The sequence below is a fragment of the Nocardia sp. NPDC019395 genome, from assembly GCF_040632335.1.
In the GTDB taxonomy this organism is placed as follows: domain Bacteria; phylum Actinomycetota; class Actinomycetes; order Mycobacteriales; family Mycobacteriaceae; genus Nocardia.
Genome location: NZ_JBEYBT010000004.1, coordinates 48,751 through 71,501 on the forward strand (window position 1 = coordinate 48,751; position 22,751 = coordinate 71,501).

Sequence of the window (22,751 nt, forward strand, 5' to 3'; positions counted from 1 at the left end):
GCCGGGCCGTCATGGCTTTTCCCAGTACGGGCTGGTGGTCAGCACCTGCGGCCCGTCGTCGTCGATGAGGACTGCGTCGCGGGTGAACACGGCGCCGGTACCTTCGGCCCAGACATAACCGGTCACCGCCAGGACCATGCCGGGTTCGAGCAGTTCCGCCTCGGCGGTGCCGCGCAGCGCCGGTGCCACGACCGGCGGGTCGAAACCCATGCCGAGCCCGCGCGCGACCGGCATCGCGGGCAGGGGCTCACCCACATCCAGGTAGGCGTCGAGCAGCCCGGCCGCGGAGGCGCCGGGGCGGCAGGCCCGCAACAGGCTGTCCCACAGTCGGTTCCAGCGTCCGTACAGTTTGCCGATCGCCGGCGTCACCGGTCCGACGGGCCACGTCCGCCCGATCTCGCCGATATATCCGTCACCGAGAACACCGGAGGAGAAGGCGACCAGATCGCCTTCCTGGACCCGCCGGTCGTCGGTCGCCCGCTGCCAAGGATGATTGCGGGCGGTCACCCACGCGGCATCCTGGGTGGCGGGTGTGCTCACCCCACCGGCCGCGCAGGCTTCCAGCAGTACGCCCGCCAGCGCCTGTTCGGTGACACCGGGCGCGAGCTGTGCCAGCGCCGCGGCGAGGCCGTGTTCGGCGACGCGCAGGCCGGTGCGCATTGTGTCGATCTCCGCCGCGAGTTTGATCCGCCGCGCCGCCCGGAATGCGAGTTCGCCGTCGACGATCTCCGCGTTCGGGAACGCGATGGGCAGTAGCTGGGTGAAGTTGGGTGACAGGGCGTCGGTCCCCACCCGGCGGGCCGTTGCCGCACCGTCGATATCACGCAGTACGGCCATGAGATTGCGCGGATCCCACATGGTTTCGTACAGGTTCGCGTGCGGGATGTCCTCGGGGATTCCCTCGTCCCAGGTGCTGTGCAGGTGGACCGAGCCGGACTTGCGGAACAGCAGCGCGACCGGGCCGAACGGCCGGGTACCGGCCACCCACAGCTGGGGGACGCCCGACAGATAGCGGGCGTTGGCCTGCCGTCCGGCGATCAGTACATCGAGATCATGGGCTTGCATCTGTGCCAGCACACGGTCGCGGCGCCCAACCCGAAGCGCGCGATCGTCCGGCAGAATCTCAGTCGCCATAGGGGGCATAGGTGTAGTCGGTGAGAGGCATCCAGCCTCCGTCGGTTACCACCACGATCTCCTCACTGCGATAGCCGCCGGTGCTGTCCTCCCACACCACGGGTTCGAGGACCAGCACCATTCCGGGTCGGAGCACGAAATTATCGTCGAACTCGGCGCCGAGATCGGTGCCGATCATCGGCATCTCGGCGGCGCTCACGCCGATTCCGTGCGAGATATAGAAATGCGGGAGCCAGGGGCGGCGCCCGCCGGCCGCTTCGGTCGCCGCGTGGGCGAGCTGGGCGGCGGTGGCACCGGGGCGGATCCGGTCGAGAACCGCCTGCAGGATATGGCGCCACTGCTGGTATTGAGCTTGCTGGCGCGGGGTCGGATCCTGCCCGACGATCCAGGTGCGGCCGAAGTCCGAGCAGTAGCCGTTGTAGGTGATGCTGACATCGGTCCACAGCACATCGCCGGCCTTCAGCTCCCGCTCGGTGGTGAGCAGCGGTAGCGCGAGGTCGCCGTGGGTGGTCCACACGCCGTCGGCTTTGCTGTCCGGCATCACCTGCCAGATGGCGTCGAGCATGGTCGCGGTGGCGCCGAGTTCGAACGCGCGCCGCACGAAACCGGCGGACAGGTCGATCTGGCGCACTCCGGGAACGAGCGATGCCTGTACATCGACGATCGCTTCCTCGGTGATCCGGCAGGCCTTGCGGATACAGGACAGTTCGTCCGGTGTCTTGATCAGCTTCGCGGGGCCGATCACCGTGGCCGCGTCCACCGGCTTACTGCCGGGGAAGAGCCGGTCGCGGGCGCGCAGCATGGCGCCGGTGAACTCGTCCACCGCGATGGTGGCGCCGGGCGGCACGAGCTCGGCGAGCCGGCGCCCGAAATCCGCGACACCCTCGTCGAATTCGAGGTAGACCGGCGGATGCAGATGATCGTCGGGGAGTTCGGATTCGGCCGCGGCCCCCGCCCGGAACGGCAGGAACAGATGTGGCCACTCGTCGTCGACGGTCACTACCGCGACCGGCCGTTCGACATGGGCGAGTCCGGCATCGCCCAGCGGCCAGTTCGCACCTGTCGCGTAGACGACGTTGTTGTTCAGCAGCAGGACAGCCGCGTCTACCCCGCGTTCGGCCATGGCCGAACGCAGACGGGCCCCGGTCTCCCGGCGCATCCGCGCGCGGTCCGGGAGATCGGGTATCTCGATCGCCGCGGTGGACGCGGCGGGAAATGCGGTCATCGAATACGGTCCTTTTCGGCGTAGCTCGGCCTATACACCCAGGAAGTCCTTGATGTTTCCGCTGACGATGCGCGCGGCCTTCTCGGGGCCGACCGCTTCGACAACCCCGGTCAGGGACTTCTCCGAGTAGCCGAAGGTGCTCTCGTTGTGCGGGTAGTCCGAGGACCACATCACCCGGTCCACCCCGATCTGGTCGACGATGGCCAGGCCCAGCGGGTCGACCATGAACGAGGCCCGCATATGGTTGTCCCAGTAGTGGCGCACCTCGTGGTCCAGCGGCCGGTTGTACATATGCCGGTAGGACGCGTTCATATGTTCGGCGTCCTGCAGGGCCGAGGCGACCCAGTTGATCCCGCCCTCGAACCAGCCGATCTGCAAGCTGGGGTGACGGTCGATGATCCCGCTGAAGATGTACTTGGAGAACAGCTCCCGGAACGGGGCCACATTGTGCATCATGCCGACCACGACGCTGTTCACCTCGCACGGGGCCGACAGCGGAGATTCACCGATATGGTGCGATACCGGCACACCGGATTCCTCGATGGCATCCCAGACGCCGATCATCGACGTGCTGCCGTAGTCGATGACGTTGCCGTCGTCGTCCTTGCCGGCCGACAGGGGCAGCAGGAATGTCTTGAGACCGAGTGATTTCAGTTCGGTGAGGGTACGGCGTGCGCCGTCCGCGTCCCACCAGTTGATCAACCCGACGCCGTATGTGCTGCCGCCGGACCGCTCCTGTACCTCGGCGATGTACTCGTTGTAGATGCGGAAACAGCGTTCGCGAACCGCCTTGTCCGGGTAGAACAGCAGGGCCAGCAGCGAATTGGGAAACGCGAGTTCCTTATCGATACCGTCGGCGCGCAGATCCGCCATCCGGGCCTCGAGATTGGTGCTTCCGGAGCCGTCCAGCGGGTCGTACTGCATCAGGACGCGGCTGAAATCGCCGGGCAGGAACGACTTTCCCTTACGCCCGATCTGGTAGGCGCCCTCCTCGTACCACACCCGGGGTGCCTTGTCCCGGAGTTCCTCGGGGAAGCGTTCGTAGAAGATATCGTCCGCGAGCGAGATGTGATTGTCGGCCGAGAAGACCTCGGTGCCGGTGGGGAGTCCGAGAGTGCCCTCGGCATGGCCCCGGCGATCCTTCGGCGGGCCGAACCCCTGCGGGGGGTAGAGCGGAGCACTGCTGGGCGAAGTCGGCATCGTGACCCTCCAATGGATCGTTTGATTCGCGAATTTGCCGTCGGCGGTCGTCACCCCCGGGGCTGCCGGTCGCCTGCACGTGTTATAGCGATCCGGCATGGCTTGCCTTCCGCTGCGCCGACGGGGCAGGCGGTCGGGTGCCGGGTGGGTGTTCCGCCAAGCTGAAAACGACATTATCACAATAGGAGAGTGGCGTTCTACAGGTCAGGCCCGATTTGGCTGTTGTACTGCGGTTTATGCAGCGAGAATGCTATTTTCATCTCAGCTCTGGGCCGAGAGTGCGAAAGCGCCCCAGTGGGCGGATTTCAGGCCTGCGCCACCCTCGAGCCGCACGTGAAGGCCTATTGCGGGAGCAACTTCTCTGTAACCCTTGTCACAGGATGGAAACCAACCTACTGTGTGTTCACTAGGTTTTGTTAGATCGGGGTTCGGACCATGGCAGCTCCTCGTCCTTATGCCTCCCTCCTCGCCAAAGGGGAGGATCGCAGGCAGCGGATCCTCGCCGTCGCGCAGCGCCTTCTCACTCGTAACGGCTGGCGCAGCACCACGCTCGCGCAGATCGCCGGTGAGGCCGGGGTGACCTCCGCGGGGCTGCTGCATCATTTCTCGTCGAAAGAGCAGCTCTTGCACGCCGTGCTGGACGCGCGCGATGCCGAAGACCTGCGAGACGCGGATATCGGCGGCGATCTCATCGTCGAGATCCGCAAGGTTGTCACCCGAATGGAACGTTCTCCGGAGTTGGTCGGCACCTTCGTCGTCCTGCTCGTCGAGAACCTGATGCCCGAGGCGCCACTGCACGATCGGATGCTCGATCGGTGGCGCACGGCCGTCGAACTCGTCACCCAGGCGATTCGGCGGGGCCAGGACAGCGGCCGGTACCGGCGCGATATCGACCCGCGGATGCGCGCGGTGGAGATCGTCGCCTTCTTGAACGGAATGGAGATCTCGTGGCTGCTGGATCGTTCGATCCCGCTGGCCGACGTATTCAACGGTTACACCGAGTCGCTGGCCCGCGACTTGGCGGCGAAGGAGATGTAATGAGGTACCGGCTCGATGTAGTGGCGGCGACCGTAACCGATGCGGTCCAGTTCGCCGGTGGATGGTTGTTCGATCGGTCTGTCGCTGGGTGGGAGGTGACGGTGCTGCTGGCGCAGCCGTCCGATATCCGCCCGCTGAGGATTCTCGGCGCCGAGGTCCGTGAGCTCGATTCCGTACTGGCGACCGAGGTCCCGGGCCGGCTGCCGCAGGCGCTCGCGGTGAACGCGGATGTCTGTAGCCGGGACAGCCGCGCGCGCAAGGGTGTACTGCGAGCGCTGGAGCACCGGGGTATCGAGGTCGTCGTCTGGGGTGACGGCTGGCCGGCCGGCCAGGATCACGGTGTCGATCCCGTGCTGCATCGGCTGAGCTATGCCGCGCGTGCGTTCAAAGCGCAGGCCATGGTGGCTGCCGGTCTTTCGCCCGAAGCTGTCACGCCGAGCGAGATATTCCGCAGTGGCGCCACGGAGTACGCACCGGCGTGCGCGGATCTCGTTCCGGCGGTCTGATCCGGGGGAGGGGGATAGCGCCCGTGGTGGGGTAGTCCTCGCGCGGCTGATGTAGATGACGACGGCCGGGTCGGTAGGTGATGGGCTGACCCGGACAGTGTCGCGACCGGAAGCGCAAGTGGAGGCATCCGGAGTGTCCGGTCGGGCGACCGCCGGTGAACTTCCCGTGCGGATTGCGGCTTTCTGCTGATTTATCCGAATGTCTCAGTGGGGGGACTTGCTACGCATTTGTGCGAATTGGCTATCTCGCCCAGGTCTCGGGCAAATTTGAAACGTTCAATTTCCCAATTGGATGGGCTTGCCGGTGCCTCACTCCGGGGCTCGGGCTGCGTGGGGGTGGTGGTTATCATCCCTGTTCGTAGGGTATTTCGCTCGGCGGGCAGTCCGGATTCGCGGGTCTTGCAGGGGGTTCCCGAAAACTTGCCCGGAAGTATTGTGTTCTCCCAATCCGGATGCCATCCTATTGGAAATTGAGAATGACATTTCCGTACTGAGATATGTGACTGCAGACCGGCTGGGACGGTACAGCCTTCGGGTCCTGGATCCGTAGCCGTCGGCTGGTTCCGCCGGTCACGCCGCGGCTCACCTGCGAGCCGCCCGTCTCGGTGGATCGCGTCGCGCCGGCGTATTCCATCGAGTCGTCGATCGTTCGACAGGAGCACTTCGATGCCGAATTCCTCCTTGCCCGGGCGGGTCCCGGGTCGACCGGGGGACCGCCCGATCGGCATGGCGGCAACCGCGTCCGATTCCGTGAGGTGCGGATGACCACCCGCACGCCGTATTGGATCCAGGTCAAAGACCGGTTCGACGGGCCCCTCCAGACGATCGGCGGCCTGTTCTCCATGAGCGCCGACGCGGTGAAGTTCGCGTTCCGCCGGCCGTTCCAGACCCGCGAATTCTTCGAACAAGCGTGGTTCATCGTGCGGGTCTCCCTGGTGCCCACACTGCTGGTGGCGATTCCGTTCACCGTGCTGGTGAGCTTCACGCTGAACATCCTGCTACGTGAGCTGGGTGCCGCCGATCTCTCCGGTGCCGGTGCGGCATTCGGCGCGGTGACCCAGGTCGGCCCGATGGTCACGGTGCTGATCGTGGCCGGATCCGGAGCAACCGCGATGTGCGCGGATCTGGGGTCCCGGACCATTCGCGAAGAGATCGCCGCCATGGAGGTACTCGGGATCGACCCGGTGCAGCGGCTGGTGACGCCGCGCATGCTGGCCTCCGGACTGGTCGCGCTGCTGCTGAACAACCTGGTCTGCATTATCGGGGTGCTCGGCGGCTATGTGTTCTCGGTGTATGTGCAGGACGTCAATCCGGGTGCGTTCGTCGCCGGGATCACCCTGCTCACCGGTATCAACGAGGTGATCATCTCGTCGGTGAAAGCCCTGCTGTTCGGCCTGGTGGCCGGGATCGTCGCCTGCTACCGCGGGCTGATCGTCACCGGCGGCGCGAAAGCGGTGGGCAACGCGGTCAACGAGACCGTGGTCTATGCGTTCATGTCGCTGTTCGTCATCAATGTGATGGTCACAGCGATCGGTATCCAGTTGACGACCGGGTGAGGGGAGGTATCCGATGACAGCCTCCGAGGTTCTCAGCGCCCGGTATCCGGCGGTGATCCGCCGGCTGCGTAAACCGGTGGATGTACTCGGCCGGGTGGGCGATCACGCGATCTTCTACGTGAAGGCGCTCGCGTTCGCGCCGATGGCGGCCTGGCGGTACAAACGCGAGACGATCCGGCTGATCGCGGAGATCAGTATGGGCGCAGGCACATTGGCGGCCTTCGGTGGGACGGTGGTGATCGTCAGCTTCCTGACGCTGGCCACCGGTGGCACCCTCGCGGTGCAGGGTTACAGCTCGCTCGGCGATATCGGGATCGAGGCGCTCACCGGCTTCCTGTCCGCGTTCATCAACGTGCGCATCTCGGCTCCCGTGGTGGCGGGTATCGGCCTGGCCGCGACCTTCGGTGCCGGCGTTACCGCGCAACTGGGCGCCATGCGTATCAACGAGGAGATCGACGCGCTGGAATCCATTGCCATCGAACCGATCTCATATCTCGTGGGCACACGGATCGTGGCCGGGATGATCGCGATCACCCCGCTGTACGCCATCGCGGTGATCGCCTCCTTCCTCGCGAGCCGGTTCACCACGGTGGTGATCCTGGGCCAGTCCTCGGGACTGTACGACCACTACTTCGCCACCTTCCTGAACCCGGTGGATCTGCTCTGGTCGTTCCTGCAGGCGATACTCATGGCGATCACAATCCTGTTGATACACACCTATTTCGGATTCTTCGCCGCCGGCGGGCCCTCGGGAGTGGGCACGGCCGTGGGCAATGCGGTGCGGACCTCGCTCATCGCAGTGGTTTCGGTGACGCTGCTGGTATCGCTGGCGGTGTACGGGTCCAACGGTAACTTCGAGCTGTCGGGGTAGGGATGGCGCTGGTAGGAAACGAAACGCAGCACCGGTCCGCCGGACGTCCACCGGACGGACCGCCACAGGCGCCGGCCCCCGTACGCCGGGGCTGGCGCGACCGGTTGCGACCGCTGTCCGCCGCGGGCCGCCCGGCGGCGGGATTCGCGGCGATCGCGGCCGGGACGGCGATCGTGGTGCTCGCGGTAGCCCTGTTCCAGGGCGCATTCGCCGATACTGTGGCGATTACCGTGCACGCGCCGCGGGCCGGCCTGGTCATGTACCCCGATGCCGAGGTGAAACTCCGCGGGGTGACCGTGGGCGCGGTGGATTCGATTGTCGAGCGCGCCGACGGGACCGCGGAGATCGAACTGGCCATCGACCGTGGCAACCTCACCCGGATACCCGGCGACCTCACCGTGGATATCGCATCCACCACGGTTTTCGGCGCGAAGTACATCCAGTTGGTGCCGCCCGAGCAATCGTCGGAGGGCCACCTCGAACCGGGGCAGGTGTTCGAGGCCGAACATGTGACGGTCGAGATCAATACGGTGTTCGAACAGCTCACCCAGGTGCTTGGGCAGATCCAGCCGGAGAAGCTCAACGAAACCCTGGGCGCGCTGGCCAACGCGATGCGCGGGCGCGGCGACCGGGTGGGCCAGATGATGGTCGATCTGGAATCGTTCCTGGCGAAGGTCGAACCCGGGCTCCCCGCCCTGCAGGCCGATCTCGCGATGGCTCCGCAGGTCGCCGGAACGTACGCGGACAGCGCGCCCGCCCTGCTGGATACCGTGCGGAACACGACACAGATCAGTAAGACCGTGGTGGAGGAGCAGCAGCAACTCGATGTGCTGTTGATGAGCCTCATCGGACTCGCCGATACCGGGAACCGGGTGGTCGGCGAGAGCGGCCCCGGACTGGTGAGCAGTATGGACGCGCTGGTACCGAGCACCGACCTCACCAACCGCTATCACGCCGCGCTCACCTGTGCCCTGGACGGGCTCGGCTACCTGTCGTCGGTGACGCCGGTGCAGGTTCCGGGTATCGGGTTGTCGGCGAACTTCCTGTGGGGCGTGGAGCCGTACAAGTATCCGGATCATCTGCCGAAGGTCGCGGCGTCGGGCGGGCCGCAATGCTCGATGCTGCCGGTGGCCTATGAGGATTTCCCGCCGTTCGTGGTCGCCGATGTCGGGGCCAATCCGCAGGCCGGACCCTTCCGGCCCGGGTTGACGCTGAATACGACCTCGCTGGCCCAGGCGCTGTTCGGGCCGGCCGCCGCAGGGAAGGAAGCACCGCGATGAGCAATCGCAATACTCCGCTGCTGAAATTCGGTGTCTTCGCCGCGGTGATGGTGGTGCTGTCGGCCTGCCTGATCCTCGTTTTCGGCGAATACCGCAGCGGCTCGACCAGCGATTACTCGGCGGTGTTCGCCGATTCGTCAGGGTTGAGTGTCGGGGATACGGTACGAGTCTCGGGGGTCGTGGTGGGTTCGGTGCGCGCAGTCGCGCTCCAGGACGATCACCGGGTCGAGGTGGAGTTCGATGCCGACCGTTCACTCTCGCTCACGTCCGGGACCGAGGTCGCGGTGCGATACCTGAATCTCGTCGGCGACCGCTATCTCGAACTCACCGACCGCCCCGGCGACAAACTGCCGGAGGGCGGGCAGCTGCCGATCGAGAACACCGCCGGGGCATTGGATCTGGACCTGCTGCTCGGTGGGTTGAAACCTGTGATCCAGGGACTCAATGCCCGCGATGTGAACGCCTTGACCTGGTCACTGCTGGAAATCGTGCAGGGCAAAGAGGGCACCGTGAATTCCATCCTCGGAAAGACCGCGTCGTTCTCCGCCGCACTGGCCGATAAGAACGAAATCGTCGAGCAGCTGATCGACAACCTGAACACCGTGATGCAGACGATCGCGGCCGACGGTGGGCAATTCTCGGGTCTGGTGGACCGGCTCGAACAGCTCATCACCCAGCTGAACAACGACCGTGATCCGATCGCGTCCGCGATCGATTCCCTGGAAGCCGGAACGGCGACGGTCGCAGATCTGCTGTCTCAGGGGCGCGCGCCGTTGGCGGGGACGGTCGATCAGGTCAACGCCCTGGCCGCGAATATCGACAACGATAAAGGCACGCTCGACACCGCGTTGCAGAAAGCCCCGGAGAATTTCCGGAAGCTGGTGCGCACCGGCGCCTACGGCAATTTCATCCAGTACTACCTGTGCGATTTGACCCTGCGGGTCAACGATCTGTCCGGGCAGGTCGTGGAGATTCCGGCCGCCGTACAGACAGACGGAAGGTGCGCTGCCTGAGATGCTTCGATACCGCGGAAAACATCTACTGCGGCACGGCCTGGTCGGGATCGTGCTCATCCTCTGCGTCATATCGCTGGGTCTGCAGTCGCAACAGGCGATCGCCTGGGCTACGACCGTCCGCTATCAGGCGGTGTTCGAGGAAGCCGGCGGTCTGGAGTCCGGTGACGAGGTGATCGTCTCGGGTGTGAAGGTCGGCACTGTCAGTGATGTCGGACTCGAGAACGGACAGGCGCGGGTGGTGTTCACCGTCCGCGAGAATGTCTCGCTCGGTGAGTCCAGCGGCGCGCAGATCAAAACGGGTTCGCTGCTGGGCAAACGGATCATGACGCTGGTTTCGCACGGTGACGAGCGGCTGCGCCCCATGGAAACCATCCCGGTCGAGCGCACCTCCTCGCCCTATTCGCTGACCGACGCGCTCGGTGATCTCACGAATACGACCGCCGCGATGGACACCGATTCGCTGAACAGCTCACTGGAAATGTTGTCCTCCACGCTCGATTCCATCGCGCCGCAACTGGGCCCGGCCTTCGACGGACTGTCCGATCTGTCGAAATCCATCAACAGCCGCAATACCGCGCTCGGTGATCTGCTCACCGCGTCGCAGGAGGTCACCAAGATCCTCGCCGATCGCAGCGGACAGTTGAACACCATGCTGCTCAACGCCAACACCCTGGTCGGGGTGCTCGATGAGCGCCGGCAGGCGATCGCCACCCTGCTGGCCAATACGGCGGCCGTCGCCGACCAGCTCACCCAGTTGGTCGCCGATAACGAGGCCGAACTGGGTCCGGCGCTGGACCGGCTGAACTCGGTGACCGAAATACTGCAGAAGAACCGGGACAATATCGCCAAAGCGATTCCGGGGCTGGCGAAAACCGCGCTCACCCAGGGTGAAGCGGTTTCGGGCGGGCCGTTCTACAACGCCTACGTCGCCAACCTGATCCCGGCCCAATGGATCCGGCCGTTCGTCGACGCCGCGTTCGGCGGTGCGGTCCCACCACCACCTGTACCGCAACCGGGGGCGCCACGATGAAGCGGAAACTGATCATCCGGCTGGCCGCGGGAGCCCTGGCGCTGGTGGTGGTTGCCGCCGCGTTCGTCGTGGTGAACCGCACGCTGTTCGCGCCGACCACGGTCCGCGCGATCTTCACCACCGCCACGGCGATCTATCCGGGCGATGATGTCCGGGTGTCCGGGGTGAAGGTCGGCACGATCGCCGATATCGAGCCGCGGGGCGAGACCGTCGAGATGACGTTGCATGTCGACCGCGGGGTGGAGATCCCGGCCGACGCGGGTGCGGTGATCGTCGCCCAGAGTCTGGTGGACTCCCGTTATGTCCAGCTCACCCCGGCCTATCACGGGGACGGCCCGACCATGGACGACGGCGCGGTGATCCCACTGGAACGTACGGCCATTCCGGTCGAATGGGACCAGATCAAAACACAGCTGACCCGGCTGGCCACCGAACTGGGGCCCGACGGAGACAAATCGTCCGGTCCGGCCGGGCGGTTCATCGACAGTGCCGCCAACGCGCTCGCGGGTAACGGCGACAAACTGCGGGAGGTGCTGACCCAGCTGTCGGGGGTCGGGCGAATCCTGGCAGACGGCAGTGGTGATATCGCGGCCACCATCGCGAACCTGCAGACCTTCGTCACGGCATTGCGCGACAGCAATGTGCAGATCGTCCAGTTCGAGAACCGGCTGGCCACCCTGACCAGTGTCCTGTCCGACAGCCGCTCCGATCTCGACGCCGCACTGTCCAATCTGTCCATCGCGGTCGGCGAGGTACAGCGATTCGTCTCGGAGAACCGGGACAAGGCGAGCGAACAGGTGGGCCGGTTGGCCGACGTCACCCAGAACTTGGTCGACAATCGCGGCCAGCTCGAGGAGCTGCTGCATATCTTCCCGACCAGCCTGGCCAACTTCTACAACATCTACAACCCCGATACCGGCACCGAGGCAGGCGTTTTCGTGCTGAACAACTTCTCCAATCCGATCGAGTTCGTCTGCGGTGGTATCGCCAGCGTGGAGAATATCGGGGCCGAGGAGGCGGCGCGTAAATGCCGCGACTACCTCGGTCCGGTGCTCGGTCTGCTCAACTTCAACTATCTACCGGTGCCGGTGAACCCGGCCCTGGGCCCCTCCGCCGATCCGAAGAACGTCATCTACAGCGAACCCGATCTGATTCCGCCGGCCGCGAATCCGGCGGCGCCACCACCGGGTCCGGCGCCGGCACCGCCGGTGCCCTCACTGGCGGATATCCTCTTCCCCGGCGGGCGGTGACCATATGACGAATACGGGTTGTCGAACGAAGTTCCGCAGAGTCGTACTCGGCTGTGCGTGTGTCCTGATGACGGCCACCGGCTGCAACTGGGACGGGGTCAATTCCCTGCCGCTGCCGGGCGCCACGGGTCGTGGGGCCGATGCCACCGTGCTGTATGTGGAAATGGACGATGTCGGCACGCTGACCCCGAATTCCCCGGTGCTGATCGACAATGTGGTGGTCGGCAGTGTCGGCGATATCAAGGTCGAGAACTGGCACGCGCTGGTGGAAGTCTCCATCCAGCCCGGTCAGGTGGTGCCGGCGAACGCCCATGCCAGTGTCGGCCAGACGAGTCTGCTGGGTTCGATGCATCTCGCGCTCGATCCGCCGCCGGGGCAGCCGCCGCAGGGACAGCTCGAGCCCGGCGCGCGTATCGGACTCGACGAGACCGGGACCTATCCGTCGACCGAACAGACGCTGGCCTCGCTGTCGGTGGTGGTCAACGGCGGGGGTCTGGGCCAGATCGGCGATATCGTCGGCAGTCTCAGTTCTGCGTTCGAGGGGCGCGAAACCAATGTGCGCGCGCTGCTGGATCGCCTCGACGTCTTCATGGGCACGCTCGACGCGCAGCGCGCCGATATCGTCGCCACGATCGACGGGCTCAACCGGCTCGGCGCTACCTTCGCCGGCCAGCGTGATGTGCTCACCGAAGCACTCCAGAAGATCCCGCCCGCGCTGGATGTACTCATCGCCGAACGCCCGGACCTGATCACCGCCATGGACAAGCTGCGCACGTTCAGTGACACCACGAACGGGGTCCTGACGGCCGTGCACGACGATCTGCTCACCAACCTGCGCAATCTCGAACCCACGCTGAAGGCGCTGGCCGATGTCGGGCCGGATATCAATTCGGCGCTCCAGTTCGCGACGGTGTTCCCCTACGGGCAGTACCTGGTCGACAACGGTGTCCGCGGCGATTTCATCAACCTGTTCGCGACCGTGGACCTCACCATTCCCCGGTTGCGCCGGGAACTGCTCCTGGGCACCCCCTGGGGCGACCCGACCTCTGTTATCCAGGCCGCCGTCGGTGACCCCGGCTATGCCGAACAGACCAAGAATCCGCTCGGTTTCGGTATCACCCCGCCCCCGGTCGCGGCGCCCGCACCGGCTCCGGAACAGCCACCGGCACCGGCACCGGCCCCGCCGCCTGCTCCCGCGCCCGCCCCGGTGCCCGGTCTGCCGTTCCCGCTGCCGCAGATCCAGCTTCCCCAGATTCCCGGGCTTGGAGGCCGCTGATGCTGCTGTCCCGTTTCGTCCGTGCCCAGCTGATCATCTTCAGTATTCTCTCGGTGATCGGCATCGTGGTGATGTCGGTGGTGTACATGAGACTGCCGACCCTCGCCGGCGTCGGCACCATCGGCGTGACCGTCGAACTTCCGGAGGCCGGCGGGCTCTACCGCTTCGGCAATGTGACCTACCGGGGGATCCGGGTCGGCAAGGTGACCGGCGTCGAGCTCAGCGGAGACGGTGTGCGGGCGACGCTGGCGATCGACAGCTCCTACCGGATTCCGAAGGATCTGACCGCCGAAGTGCGCAGTGTGTCGGCGGTGGGTGAACAGTACGTGGACCTGCTGCCCCGCACCGATTCTCCGCCGTACCTGTACGACGGGGCGACGGTCGAACGCCGCGATACCGCCGTGCCGCAACCGGTGGGCCCGATGCTCGACAAACTGAGCGCCCTGGTGGACACGATCCCCAAGGACGATCTGAAGCGTCTGCTCGACGAGATGTTCGCCGGGGTCAACGGGGCCGGCTACGACCTGGATTCGCTGCTCACCTCGGCCGAGAAACTGACCGCCGATATGAACGGCGTCGGCGATTCCACCCGGACCCTGGTGCAGGACGCGCAACCGCTGCTGGACACTCAGGTGCAGACCGCCGACGCGATCCGCATCTGGACCCGCGCTACCGCGGATGTCACCGGTCAGCTGGTAGCCAACGATCCCCAGATCCGCACTGTGCTGCATTCCGGTCCGGGTTTCGCCGACGAAGTGTCCGAACTACTGGACTCCGTGGATCTGACGTTGCCCGTTCTGCTGAACAACCTCACGTCGGTGGGGCAACTCGGGGTCACCTACAACGCGGGCCTGGAGCAGCTGCTGGTTCTGCTCCCGCCGGTGGTCTCGCTGGTGCAGGCCGTCCAGCCGACCAAGAACGCGTCCGGGCTGGGGCTCGGTGACTTCCGCGTCAGCGGTGTTTCCGATCCGCCCGCCTGCACCCTCGGCTTCCTGCCGCCCTCGGAATGGCGGTCCCCGCAGGACACCACGACGATCGACACCCCGGATAATCTGTATTGCAAACTGCCACAGGATAATCCGGTAGCAGTGCGCGGGGCTCGCAACATACCCTGCGCCAATAATCCGGCGAAGCGCGCCCCGACCGCCGCGATCTGCAACAGCGATCAGGATTTCGTACCGGTGGCGCCGGAGCAGCCGGTGGTGGGGCCCTATCCACGGGATCCCGAACTGGAAGAACAGGGAATTCCCCCGGATTCACGTTTCGCTCCGCCGCCCGGAAACGCGCCCGCGGCCGCGACAACACCGGCACCGGCCGCCGCCCCGGCGGTCGCGTACGCCCAGTACGACCCGAGCACGGGCGAATATATGGCCCCGGACGGTCAGCTCTACCGCCAGACGGATCTGGTGGCCGACAGCCCCGGCAACTGGGAGGCAATGCTCCCGCACTGATGTCCCGTGTGCGGGATGCTCGAACGCGCTGAGGGTGGGAGCAGAATCTCTGCTCCCACCCTCACTCTCGTTTCGCGGTATTCCGACCGGTTCCCGGTCGCGGGTTCGGTATCGCGGTCAGCTCCGCGGCAGTCCGAGGACGCGCTGGGCGATGATATTGCGCTGGATCTCGGAGGTCCCGCCGGCGATGGTGCCGGAGAAACTGCGCAGATACCGCTCGAACCAGCTCGGTGCGTGATCCTCCAGATTCAACAGGCTGTGCCGGGAGGTGACCGCCGGATGTTCGAGTCCCTCGGCGCCGGCCGCGTCGAGAGCGGCCTCCAGACCGCGTTGCACGCTCTCGGATCCCAGCAGTTTCAGGACCGACAGGGCCGCGACATCCGCCTCGCCGCGTGCTTCTTTGGCCAGTGCCGTCGACCCCAGCAGTTCGAGGGCCTGCAGATCCATGACCGCGGTGGCGAACCGGTCGGTGTCGAGTTCGGTGCGTGGCGTGAAATCCTGCACCAGCATGCGCAGGCGCTGCGCGAAGCTCATCCACAGCAGTGTGCGCTCGTGGCCGAGGGAGCCGGTGGCCACCGTCCAGCCCCGGTTCAGTTCGCCGACCAGGTTCTCCACCGGAACCCGGGCATCCTCGAAGAACACTTCGTTGAAGTCCAGATCGTCCTCGGCGCAGGCCGACGCGAACGGGCGGCGGCGTACGCCGGGGGTATCGGTGGGTATCAGCAGTACCGAAATACCCTTGTGTTTGGAGGCATCCGGATCGGTCCGCACGAAGGTGAGGATGACATCGGAATCGTGCGCGCCCGACGTCCACACTTTCTGGCCGTTGACCACGAAATGGTCCCCGTCGCGGACGGCGCGGGTGCGCAACCCGGCCAGATCCGAACCGGCTCCGGGCTCGCTCATCCCGAGGGCGGCCGGCATCTCGCCGCGCAGGATCGGGACCGCCCAGCGTCGCTGCTGTTCGGGTGTGCCGAAGGTGATAAGCGACGCGGCGATGATGCCCTGCCCCTGCGGGTTGCAGCTTTCGTAGATCTTGCGGGCGCCGAGTTCTTCCCGGTGCACATATTGCTGCAGTACCGTCGCGTTGCGACCGCCGAATTCGGGCGGATATCCGGGGACCAGCCAGCCGTGGTCGAATTGCGTGCTCTGCCAGGCGCGTGACCATTCGGGCACGTGTGAGCTCGAACGCGGCCGCTCGCCGGCGACCGCCTCGGGCGGCAGATGCTCGTCGAGGAACGCGATGAACTCGGCGCGGAACTGTTCCACATCCTCGTCGAAAGTCAGCTGCACTTGGTACCTCCTTTGGCCAAATATGAGAATATCATTCTCTCAACGGGATATTCTAGTTTCCGTAGGCGGCGATGGGAGGTACGGCCATGCGGAGTACCGGCAGTGGGCTGACCCTGCAGCAGCGGATCGATGCGCGTTCGGTGCGCACCACCAAACTGTTCGGCAGTGTGCAGGTGCAGCGATTTCTGGATGCGGCGCGGGCGTTGATCACCGAGCGGGGCAGTACCGATTTCACCATGCACGAAGTGGTCGACGAAGCCGGTCAGTCGTTGCGCAGTTTCTATCTGCTCTTCGACGGTAAACACGAGTTGCTGCTGGCCCTCTACGAAGAGGCGATCGCCAAGGTGGCCGAACAGATCCGTGAGGCCACCGGTAACGACGCCGACCCCCTGGACAAGTTGCGTATCGCGGTGGAACTGCTGTTCGAGTTCTGCCGGCCCGATCCGGGGGCGCACCGCCCGCTGTTCACCGAGTTCGCGCCCCAACTGCTGATGTCGGACCCGATCGAGATCCAGGTCGCGCACGCGGCATTGTTCGACCTGCTCGCCGATCTCGTGCGCGCGGCCGACGCCGCCGGATATCTGCGCACGGGGGCGCGGCCGCGGCGGCTGGCCGCCATGACTCTGCAGACCGTGATGTTCGTGGCGCAGAGTGCCCGTGCCGAGGACGGTGCGCATCCGATCACTGCGTCCGAGGTGTGGAATCTGTGCGCGTTCGGTGCGCTCAGTGGTGCCGGCCGTGGGTGAGTCGCGGACATACCGGCCGGTTGGTCGATCCGGGCTCGCAGGCCAGCGAATATGCTATTCTCGGTTTTCGAGAATACCGATATCACTACCGGCTGGGCGCTGGATCGCGGCGCTCGGCGTTCAGAAAGTAGTCGCATGAGTATTTCGCTACTGCTGGATATGGCGGCGTCGAGCAACCCGGACCGGGTGGCCGTCGTATCCGGTGAATCGCGGTGGACCGGCGCCGAGTTGGACGCCCTGGCCCACGGTGGCGCGGGGGCGATCACCGCCTCGGGCGCCCGCAGTGTCGCGTACGTGGGTACCGGCGGAGCGCTCCTGCCGCTGCTGATCTTCGCCTCGGCCCGGGCCGGGGTGCCGTTCACTCCGTTGAACTACCGTCTCAGTGCCGATAAGCTCGCCGAACTGGTGCAGCGGCTGGACGCCCCCCTCGTGATCCACGACGAGGCCTACGCCGACGCGGTGGCCGGTACCGCCGAGCTGCTGTGGGATTCGGCGCAGTTCCCGGACCGGGCTCGCCGTGCCGAACCGGCCGGCGTGGAACCGGATCCGGACGCGCCCGCGGTTGTCCTGTTCACCTCGGGGACGACCTCACAACCCAAAGCGGTCGAACTCTCACACAACAACCTGGTCAGCTATATCACCGGCACGGTGGAATTCGCCGCCGCGGCGGACGACGATGTCTCGCTGATCTGTGTGCCGCCCTACCATGTGGCCGGGGTGAGCGCGGCACTGTCGAACCTCTACGCCGGCCGCAAAATGGTCTACCTGCGGAGTTTCGATCCGCGCGAGTGGATCCGGCTGGTCGAGTCCGAGCAGGTCACCACCGCGACCGTGGTCCCCACCATGCTGGACCGGATCGTTAGCGGGCTGAAGGACACCGAGGCGCGGCTGCCGACCCTGCGCACCCTGGCCTACGGCGGCTCGAAAGTGGCGCTGCCGCTGGTACGCACCGCGCTCGAACTGCTGCCCGAGGTCGGATTCGTCAATGCCTACGGGCTCACCGAGACCAGTTCCACCATCGCCGTGCTCGGGCCCGATGATCACCGGACCGCGCTGGCCTCCGACGACGAGAAGGTCGCCCGGCGGCTCGGGTCCGTCGGGCAGGCGGTGCCCGGTATCGAAGTGCAGATCCGTGACGAGGGCGGTGCCGTCCTGCCCGCCGGGGTCACCGGTGAACTGTTCGTCCGGGGCCCGCAGGTATCCGGCCGCTACACCGGGATCGGTTCGGTACTCGATGCCGAGGGCTGGTTCCCGACCAAGGATCTCGCGGTACTCGACGCCGACGGCTACCTGTTCATCCACGGCCGCAGCGACGACACCATCATCCGCGGGGGCGAGAACATCGCCCCGGCCGAGATCGAGGACGTACTGGTCGAACACCCCGCCGTGCACGATTGTGCGGTCGTCGGCGTAGAAGACGCCGAATGGGGACAGATCATCGTCGCGGTCGTGGTACCCGCCGAACCCGGCCGCAATCCCGATCCCGAAGAGTTGCGCACCTACGTCCGGTCCGGGCTGCGCGGTTCGCGGACCCCGGATCGGGTCGTGTTCCGGCCGGAACTGCCCGCGACCCCCACCGGGAAGATTCTGCGCCGCGAACTGGTCGCCGAACTGTCCCGCGAAACCGCCGGCGCGTAGCCGCACCCCTCGAAAGGAAGAAGATCATGGTCAAAACCGGTACCCGGCTACGGAGTCAGGTGTGTAATACCGAGGTCATCATTGTGCGGGCCGCCGACAGCCTGGACGATCTGCGGGCCGGCGGTGTACCGATGGTGCCCATCGACGGCGGCGCCGCGGACTCGGCCGGCAGCCCGCAGGAGGGTTTCGGCGACGGCAACCTGATCGGTAAACGCTACGTCGACGACCAGGGCGCCGAAGTTCTGGTGACCAAGGCGGGTGCGGGCACGCTGAGCGTGGGCAGCACACCGTTGACCATCAAGGAAGCAAAGCCGCTGCCCGCAAGCGACTAGACGAGTGATCGAGGTGGGATAGATGCCCCAGACCGCCACCGACCCGCTGATCCTGGCGGCCGAGGAAGCCGATGCGGAAGCAGCGGCGGCGGAAGCCGACGCGCTGGCCGCGCAGGCTTCCGCGACGGCGGCGCGGGCTCGGGCCCGGGCCGCGAAATTGCGCCGCGAAGCCGGGGACACGGGGGAGCACCCCGCATCCGGTGCAGACGCGGACGATATATCGGCCGAGAGCGCGGTCGAGGGTTCTTCGGCGGAGACCGTATCGCCGGAGACCGATGCGGTCACCGCGGAGAGCGCCGAACACTCGGGGGAATCGGCTCCGGCCGGTGAGACCACCGCGGACTCCGGCTCGGACGAGACCGCTGCCGCGACATCCGCGAGCGCATCGCTGTCGAAAGATGCCGATTCGGATGGCACCGGCTCGACGAGTGATGCCGCCGAGACTGCGCGTAAGCCGGCCGGGAGGTTCGTGGCGGCCATCCGCCGGGTGAAGCCACCCCGGCCGCGCCGTCCGGGCCGCCGGACCGCCGGCCGTGCCCTGGTGGTGCTGGTGGTCCTCGTATCTCTCGTGGCCGGCGGGTACTCGATGTGGAATCACCACCAGATCACCGCGGATCAAGCACGGGAAGACGAGTACCTCAATGCCGCCCGGGACGGCGTCGTCGCACTCACGACGCTGGATTCCGGCCGGGCCGCCGACGATGTGAAACGGGTCCTGGACCATTCCACCGGTGCCTTCCGCACCGATTTCCAGACTCGCTCGGAGGACTTCACCAAGGTCGTCGAGCAGTCCAAGGTCGCGACCCAGGGCGAGATCACCGCGTCCGCGGTCGAATCCATGACCGACGAATCGGCCGTGGTGCTGGTATCGGCCGTCTCCAAGGTCACCAATACAGCGGGAGCGCAGCAGGAACCACGGGTGTGGCGGCTGAGCGTCACCGTCACCCGGGAAGGTTCGGAGTTGAAGATGTCGAAAGTGGAGTTCGTCCCGTGAGTGTCCCCAGCTTTTTCCGTTCGGTCCGCAAGTCCCCGGAACCCGTCCTGCTCACCCTGGTGGCCGTGGTCGCGGTGGCCGTGGCGGCCTCGCTGCTGATCTTCCAGTACCGGCCGGATTCCCGGGGCGACGCGGCGAAGAACGAAATCCTCTCCGCCGCCACCGAGGGCACTGTGGCCCTGCTGTCGTATTCCCCCGAAACCCTGGACCAAGATTTCGCGGCCGCGAAATCGCGGATGACCGGCGATTTCCTCAACTACTACACCCAGTTCACCGAAAAGGTGATCGCGCCCGCCGCGAAGGAGAAGTCGGTGAAGACTTCCGCGACGATCGTGCGCTCGGCCGTGGCCGAATCGCACCCCGATTCGGCGGTCGCGCTGCTGTTCATCAACCAGACCACCACCAGCGCGGAGAAACCGGACCCGGCAATGGCCGCCAGTAGCGTGCGTGTGTCGCTGTCGAAGGTAGAAGACTCATGGCTGATCTCGTCGTTCGATCCCGTGTGAGATCTGGTGGTGCCGCCCGCGGCGAGCACCCGCCCGGCATTCGCCGCGAGGCGCCGGTGCTCGTCACGGTGTATCCGGTGCTCGACTACTTCTCGGTCTGTCCACGCTGCGGCTATGCCGCTGAAGCATCGAAGACCGTGCGGACCTTCGCCGACGGTGCGACCGATTCCGAAACTCACATCACCTGCGGAATGCCGTGCGGCTGGCAGGAGACGCGGTAGCCGTTACCAGGGCGCCGGGCCGTCCGCGGTGAAGAAACCGCCGGTCGGCCCGTCGGCGCCGAGCGTGGCCAGCCGCACCAGCACCGCGGCACCTTGTGCGGGCGTGAGGAATCCGGTGTGGTTGTTGCTGTCGGTGTCGACGTAGCCGGGGGCCACGGCATTGACCAGGATGCCGTCCTTGCGCAGCTCGTTGGCGTAGTTCACGGTCAGCGCGTTGAGGGCGGTCTTGGACGGTGAATACGCCGCCGAGGGCAGCAGTGCGGCGAACGGCCCGTCCGGATCGCCGATCAGGGTCAGCGACCCGGCGTGACTGCTGACGTTGACGACGCGCGGCGCGGCGGAACGCCGCAGCAGTGGCAGAAAGGCGTTGGTCACCGCGATCACGCCGAAGACGTTGGTCTCGAATACCGCCCGGACCATATCGAGATCCACGGTGCTGGGGATCTGATCGACGGCCTTGTCCGGGTCGACCTGCTGGTAGCTGGTCATACCGGCGTTGTTGATCAGTATGTCCAGGCGTCCGAAGCGTTCCTCGGTCTGTTGCGCGGCCGCCCGGATGCCGGCCGGGTCGGTGACGTCCAGAGCGACCGCGTGCGCCACACCGCCCGAAGCGCGTACTGCCGCCGCGGCCTCCTCGCCGCGTTCGGCATTTCGGGCGCCGATCAGGACCGTCGCGCCCAGTTCGGCGAGTTGTCCGGCGGCCGCCCGGCCGATCCCTTTGTTCGCTCCGGTGACGAGCGCGATCTGCTGGTTCGTGGTGGTATTCACGGTGTTGTCCTCACTGGTGGATGCTGTGTTCCGAACGACCACAAGATGTCGGCGCCAGCCGGCTTGTGACGGACCGGCAGTGTGACGTGAACCACGGGCTGGGTGGTGTCACAAACAGGGGCCGGCCGGCGTCTCGTGTGTGCCCGCAGTCGACGCGAACGGACAGGAGTCACCCCATGAGCGAGCCGACGGACCCCGCCACCGCAGCTTTCGTAGCTCACCGCAACCTGCTCTTCACCGTCGCCTACGAAATGCTGGGCTCGGCCGCCGACGCCGAGGACGTGCTGCAGGAGACCTGGATGAAATGGATGGCTGTGGACCTCGGCGCTGTCCGGGATCAGCGCGCCTACCTGGTCCGGATCACCACCCGGCAGTCGTTGACCCGGCTGCGTACGCTCGGCCGGCGCCGGGAGTCCTACGTCGGGCCCTGGCTACCGGAGCCGCTGCTGACCACACCCGACGTGGCCGAAGATGTCGAACTGGCCGACAACATGTCGATGGCGATGCTGCTGGTCCTGGAGACACTCGCGCCCACCGAACGCGCGGTGTTCGTGCTGCGCGAGGTCTTCGACCTGGGCTACGACGAAATAGCCGAAGCCGTGGAGAAGACCCCTGCGGCCGTCCGTCAGATCGCCCATCGGGCCCGGACGCATGTCGCCGCCCGCCGGCCCCGCGGAGTCGTCTCCCCGGCCGAAACCCGCGATGCGCTCGCCGCGTTCCAGCGGGCGATCGAAACCGGCGATCTGCAGGGCCTGCTCGACCTGCTCGCCCCGGACGTCGTCCTGCTGGGTGACGGCGGCGGGGTGAAGGAGGCGGCCCCGCAGCCGATCGTGGGATCCGCCGCGGTCGCGCGCCTGCTGTCGGCGGGCCTGCCGCGGTTCGGAAATGCGCTCACAGCCGAGCCGGTGGATATCAATGGTTCTCCGGCCCTGATCATCCGATCGGCCGGGCTGGTCGACGATGTCGTCGCGATGCGGATCGACAACGGCAGGGTCACCGGGCTCTACATCGTCCGCAATCCCCACAAGCTGGAGCGCATGCAGAAGGAGATCACGCTGAGCCGGTGAGTCCTCGGCGGCCGGCGTCCGGGTGTCGTGCGGCGTTCCTGCCGCGGTCGTCACGGATTCGGCGCTCCCTGGTGTCGGGTAATTCGGCTCAGCGACAACATAATTCGAGGATGTGATGGGATCGGATCGGCTGAGGTACATCGGTTCCCCATCGATCTTCTCGAGGAGTATGGATGCCGCACTACGCGGAATCTTCGCCGGCGCCCTGGTCGGCGCCGCACCCCTGATCGGCGGGGGAGCTGCCACAGCAGCTCCCCTCCCGCTCGAATTGTCCAACGTGGCGCCGGCCGGTCTGTCCAGGTGAAATTGTGCCGGTGCCGTCCACCCCCTGAATCAGATTATCTGCGTGCTCA

The 22,751-nt window shown here is 66.1% G+C and carries 23 protein-coding genes; 18 read left to right on the forward strand and 5 right to left on the reverse strand.

Annotation, left to right across the window (positions count from 1 at the left end; all coding sequences use genetic code 11):
- Positions 1 to 9: 9 nt before the first annotated feature.
- The 3 genes from ABZ827_RS13595 to ABZ827_RS13605 are packed head-to-tail and all read right to left on the reverse strand — an operon-like array spanning position 10 to position 3,559.
- The gene (locus ABZ827_RS13595; RefSeq protein WP_357236759.1) at positions 10 to 1,134 is read right to left on the reverse strand and encodes a M24 family metallopeptidase; all 1,125 of its coding nucleotides are present in this window, start codon (positions 1,132 to 1,134) and stop codon (positions 10 to 12) included.
- The gene (locus tag ABZ827_RS13600) at positions 1,124 to 2,359 is read right to left on the reverse strand and encodes a Xaa-Pro peptidase family protein (RefSeq protein WP_357236760.1); all 1,236 of its coding nucleotides are present in this window, start codon (positions 2,357 to 2,359) and stop codon (positions 1,124 to 1,126) included. Before ABZ827_RS13600 ends, ABZ827_RS13595 begins: the two co-directional genes overlap by 11 nt.
- Before the next feature lie 30 nt (positions 2,360 to 2,389).
- On the reverse strand, positions 2,390 to 3,559 hold the full coding sequence (locus tag ABZ827_RS13605) for an amidohydrolase family protein (RefSeq protein WP_357236762.1): 1,170 nt from the start codon (positions 3,557 to 3,559) through the stop codon (positions 2,390 to 2,392).
- A 435-nt stretch (positions 3,560 to 3,994) separates the two neighbouring features.
- Between ABZ827_RS13605 and ABZ827_RS13610 the strand changes: the two genes are divergently transcribed.
- From ABZ827_RS13610 to ABZ827_RS13655, 10 genes are all read left to right on the forward strand, one after another.
- The gene (locus ABZ827_RS13610) at positions 3,995 to 4,597 is read left to right on the forward strand and encodes a TetR family transcriptional regulator (RefSeq protein ID WP_357236764.1); all 603 of its coding nucleotides are present in this window, start codon (positions 3,995 to 3,997) and stop codon (positions 4,595 to 4,597) included.
- The gene (locus ABZ827_RS13615) at positions 4,597 to 5,103 is read left to right on the forward strand and encodes a hypothetical protein (RefSeq protein WP_357236766.1); all 507 of its coding nucleotides are present in this window, start codon (positions 4,597 to 4,599) and stop codon (positions 5,101 to 5,103) included. Before ABZ827_RS13610 ends, ABZ827_RS13615 begins: the two co-directional genes overlap by 1 nt.
- A gap of 761 nt (positions 5,104 to 5,864) precedes the next feature.
- Positions 5,865 to 6,659 carry an ABC transporter permease gene (locus ABZ827_RS13620; protein ID WP_357236768.1) on the forward strand — a complete coding sequence of 265 codons (795 nt, stop codon included), beginning with the start codon at positions 5,865 to 5,867 and terminating at the stop codon, positions 6,657 to 6,659.
- Between the two features lie 13 nt (positions 6,660 to 6,672).
- A complete protein-coding gene (locus tag ABZ827_RS13625; protein ID WP_357236769.1) occupies positions 6,673 to 7,530 on the forward strand; it encodes an ABC transporter permease in 858 nt (285 codons plus the stop codon).
- Between the two features lie 2 nt (positions 7,531 to 7,532).
- The gene (locus tag ABZ827_RS13630) at positions 7,533 to 8,810 is read left to right on the forward strand and encodes an MCE family protein (protein WP_357236770.1); all 1,278 of its coding nucleotides are present in this window, start codon (positions 7,533 to 7,535) and stop codon (positions 8,808 to 8,810) included.
- Positions 8,807 to 9,823, forward strand: a complete 1,017-nt coding sequence (locus tag ABZ827_RS13635) for an MCE family protein (RefSeq protein WP_357236772.1) — start codon at positions 8,807 to 8,809, stop codon at positions 9,821 to 9,823. Before ABZ827_RS13630 ends, ABZ827_RS13635 begins: the two co-directional genes overlap by 4 nt.
- A gap of 1 nt (position 9,824) precedes the next feature.
- Positions 9,825 to 10,856, forward strand: a complete 1,032-nt coding sequence (locus ABZ827_RS13640) for an MCE family protein (protein WP_357236773.1) — start codon at positions 9,825 to 9,827, stop codon at positions 10,854 to 10,856.
- The gene (locus tag ABZ827_RS13645) at positions 10,853 to 12,106 is read left to right on the forward strand and encodes an MCE family protein (RefSeq protein ID WP_357236775.1); all 1,254 of its coding nucleotides are present in this window, start codon (positions 10,853 to 10,855) and stop codon (positions 12,104 to 12,106) included. The genes ABZ827_RS13640 and ABZ827_RS13645 overlap by 4 nt, the downstream gene beginning before the upstream one ends.
- Before the next feature lie 67 nt (positions 12,107 to 12,173).
- Positions 12,174 to 13,382, forward strand: coding sequence for an MCE family protein (locus ABZ827_RS13650; protein ID WP_357236777.1), 1,209 nt, complete (start codon positions 12,174 to 12,176; stop codon positions 13,380 to 13,382).
- 2 nt (positions 13,383 to 13,384) lie between these two features.
- The gene (locus ABZ827_RS13655; protein WP_357237411.1) at positions 13,385 to 14,833 is read left to right on the forward strand and encodes an MlaD family protein; all 1,449 of its coding nucleotides are present in this window, start codon (positions 13,385 to 13,387) and stop codon (positions 14,831 to 14,833) included.
- Between the two features lie 117 nt (positions 14,834 to 14,950).
- On the opposite strand, the gene ABZ827_RS13660 is transcribed toward ABZ827_RS13655, so the two are convergent.
- The gene (locus tag ABZ827_RS13660) at positions 14,951 to 16,126 is read right to left on the reverse strand and encodes an acyl-CoA dehydrogenase family protein (protein WP_357236779.1); all 1,176 of its coding nucleotides are present in this window, start codon (positions 16,124 to 16,126) and stop codon (positions 14,951 to 14,953) included.
- 86 nt (positions 16,127 to 16,212) lie between these two features.
- Between ABZ827_RS13660 and ABZ827_RS13665 the strand changes: the two genes are divergently transcribed.
- From ABZ827_RS13665 to ABZ827_RS13690, 6 genes are all read left to right on the forward strand, one after another.
- Entirely contained in the window at positions 16,213 to 16,872 is a 660-nt protein-coding gene (locus ABZ827_RS13665; protein WP_357236781.1) for a TetR/AcrR family transcriptional regulator, read from the forward strand.
- A gap of 135 nt (positions 16,873 to 17,007) precedes the next feature.
- Positions 17,008 to 18,510, forward strand: a complete 1,503-nt coding sequence (locus tag ABZ827_RS13670; protein WP_357236783.1) for an AMP-binding protein — start codon at positions 17,008 to 17,010, stop codon at positions 18,508 to 18,510.
- 26 nt (positions 18,511 to 18,536) lie between these two features.
- Entirely contained in the window at positions 18,537 to 18,842 is a 306-nt protein-coding gene (locus ABZ827_RS13675; RefSeq protein ID WP_357236784.1) for a hypothetical protein, read from the forward strand.
- Between the two features lie 22 nt (positions 18,843 to 18,864).
- Complete coding sequence (locus ABZ827_RS13680; RefSeq protein WP_357236786.1) at positions 18,865 to 19,836, forward strand: hypothetical protein; 972 nt, start codon at positions 18,865 to 18,867, stop codon at positions 19,834 to 19,836.
- The gene (locus ABZ827_RS13685) at positions 19,833 to 20,342 is read left to right on the forward strand and encodes a twin-arginine translocation pathway signal (RefSeq protein WP_357236787.1); all 510 of its coding nucleotides are present in this window, start codon (positions 19,833 to 19,835) and stop codon (positions 20,340 to 20,342) included. The genes ABZ827_RS13680 and ABZ827_RS13685 overlap by 4 nt, the downstream gene beginning before the upstream one ends.
- Complete coding sequence (locus tag ABZ827_RS13690) at positions 20,339 to 20,563, forward strand: hypothetical protein (RefSeq protein ID WP_357236789.1); 225 nt, start codon at positions 20,339 to 20,341, stop codon at positions 20,561 to 20,563. The genes ABZ827_RS13685 and ABZ827_RS13690 overlap by 4 nt, the downstream gene beginning before the upstream one ends.
- A gap of 3 nt (positions 20,564 to 20,566) precedes the next feature.
- Here the strand turns inward: ABZ827_RS13690 and ABZ827_RS13695 are convergent, their stop codons facing one another.
- Entirely contained in the window at positions 20,567 to 21,331 is a 765-nt protein-coding gene (locus ABZ827_RS13695; RefSeq protein ID WP_357236791.1) for an SDR family NAD(P)-dependent oxidoreductase, read from the reverse strand.
- A gap of 176 nt (positions 21,332 to 21,507) precedes the next feature.
- Here ABZ827_RS13695 and ABZ827_RS13700 point away from each other — a divergent pair, with 176 nt between their 5' ends.
- Together ABZ827_RS13700 and ABZ827_RS13705 are read left to right on the forward strand one after the other, a co-directional pair.
- A complete protein-coding gene (locus tag ABZ827_RS13700) occupies positions 21,508 to 22,398 on the forward strand; it encodes an RNA polymerase sigma-70 factor (RefSeq protein ID WP_357236793.1) in 891 nt (296 codons plus the stop codon).
- A gap of 169 nt (positions 22,399 to 22,567) precedes the next feature.
- A complete protein-coding gene (locus tag ABZ827_RS13705; RefSeq protein ID WP_357236795.1) occupies positions 22,568 to 22,702 on the forward strand; it encodes a hypothetical protein in 135 nt (44 codons plus the stop codon).
- Positions 22,703 to 22,751: the final 49 nt, after the last annotated feature.

Excerpts from the sequence above, each read along its gene's own strand:
- ABZ827_RS13645 (WP_357236775.1), top strand. The coding sequence starts at position 10,853 with ATGAAGCGGAAACTGATCATCCGGCTGGCCGCGGGAGCCCTGGCGCTG.
- ABZ827_RS13615 (WP_357236766.1), top strand. The coding sequence starts at position 4,597 with ATGAGGTACCGGCTCGATGTAGTGGCGGCGACCGTAACCGATGCGGTC.
- ABZ827_RS13620 (WP_357236768.1), top strand. The coding sequence starts at position 5,865 with ATGACCACCCGCACGCCGTATTGGATCCAGGTCAAAGACCGGTTCGAC.
- ABZ827_RS13650 (WP_357236777.1), top strand. The coding sequence starts at position 12,174 with ATGACGGCCACCGGCTGCAACTGGGACGGGGTCAATTCCCTGCCGCTG.
- ABZ827_RS13635 (WP_357236772.1), top strand. The coding sequence starts at position 8,807 with ATGAGCAATCGCAATACTCCGCTGCTGAAATTCGGTGTCTTCGCCGCG.
- ABZ827_RS13670 (WP_357236783.1), top strand. The coding sequence starts at position 17,008 with ATGAGTATTTCGCTACTGCTGGATATGGCGGCGTCGAGCAACCCGGAC.
- ABZ827_RS13600 (WP_357236760.1), bottom strand. The coding sequence starts at position 2,359 with ATGACCGCATTTCCCGCCGCGTCCACCGCGGCGATCGAGATACCCGAT.
- ABZ827_RS13700 (WP_357236793.1), top strand. The coding sequence starts at position 21,508 with ATGAGCGAGCCGACGGACCCCGCCACCGCAGCTTTCGTAGCTCACCGC.
- ABZ827_RS13705 (WP_357236795.1), top strand. The coding sequence starts at position 22,568 with ATGGATGCCGCACTACGCGGAATCTTCGCCGGCGCCCTGGTCGGCGCC.
- ABZ827_RS13595 (WP_357236759.1), bottom strand. The coding sequence starts at position 1,134 with ATGGCGACTGAGATTCTGCCGGACGATCGCGCGCTTCGGGTTGGGCGC.
- ABZ827_RS13665 (WP_357236781.1), top strand. The coding sequence starts at position 16,213 with ATGCGGAGTACCGGCAGTGGGCTGACCCTGCAGCAGCGGATCGATGCG.
- ABZ827_RS13630 (WP_357236770.1), top strand. The coding sequence starts at position 7,533 with ATGGCGCTGGTAGGAAACGAAACGCAGCACCGGTCCGCCGGACGTCCA.
- ABZ827_RS13605 (WP_357236762.1), bottom strand. The coding sequence starts at position 3,559 with ATGCCGACTTCGCCCAGCAGTGCTCCGCTCTACCCCCCGCAGGGGTTC.
- ABZ827_RS13640 (WP_357236773.1), top strand. The coding sequence starts at position 9,825 with ATGCTTCGATACCGCGGAAAACATCTACTGCGGCACGGCCTGGTCGGG.
- ABZ827_RS13610 (WP_357236764.1), top strand. The coding sequence starts at position 3,995 with ATGGCAGCTCCTCGTCCTTATGCCTCCCTCCTCGCCAAAGGGGAGGAT.
- ABZ827_RS13625 (WP_357236769.1), top strand. The coding sequence starts at position 6,673 with ATGACAGCCTCCGAGGTTCTCAGCGCCCGGTATCCGGCGGTGATCCGC.
- ABZ827_RS13680 (WP_357236786.1), top strand. The coding sequence starts at position 18,865 with ATGCCCCAGACCGCCACCGACCCGCTGATCCTGGCGGCCGAGGAAGCC.
- ABZ827_RS13675 (WP_357236784.1), top strand. The coding sequence starts at position 18,537 with ATGGTCAAAACCGGTACCCGGCTACGGAGTCAGGTGTGTAATACCGAG.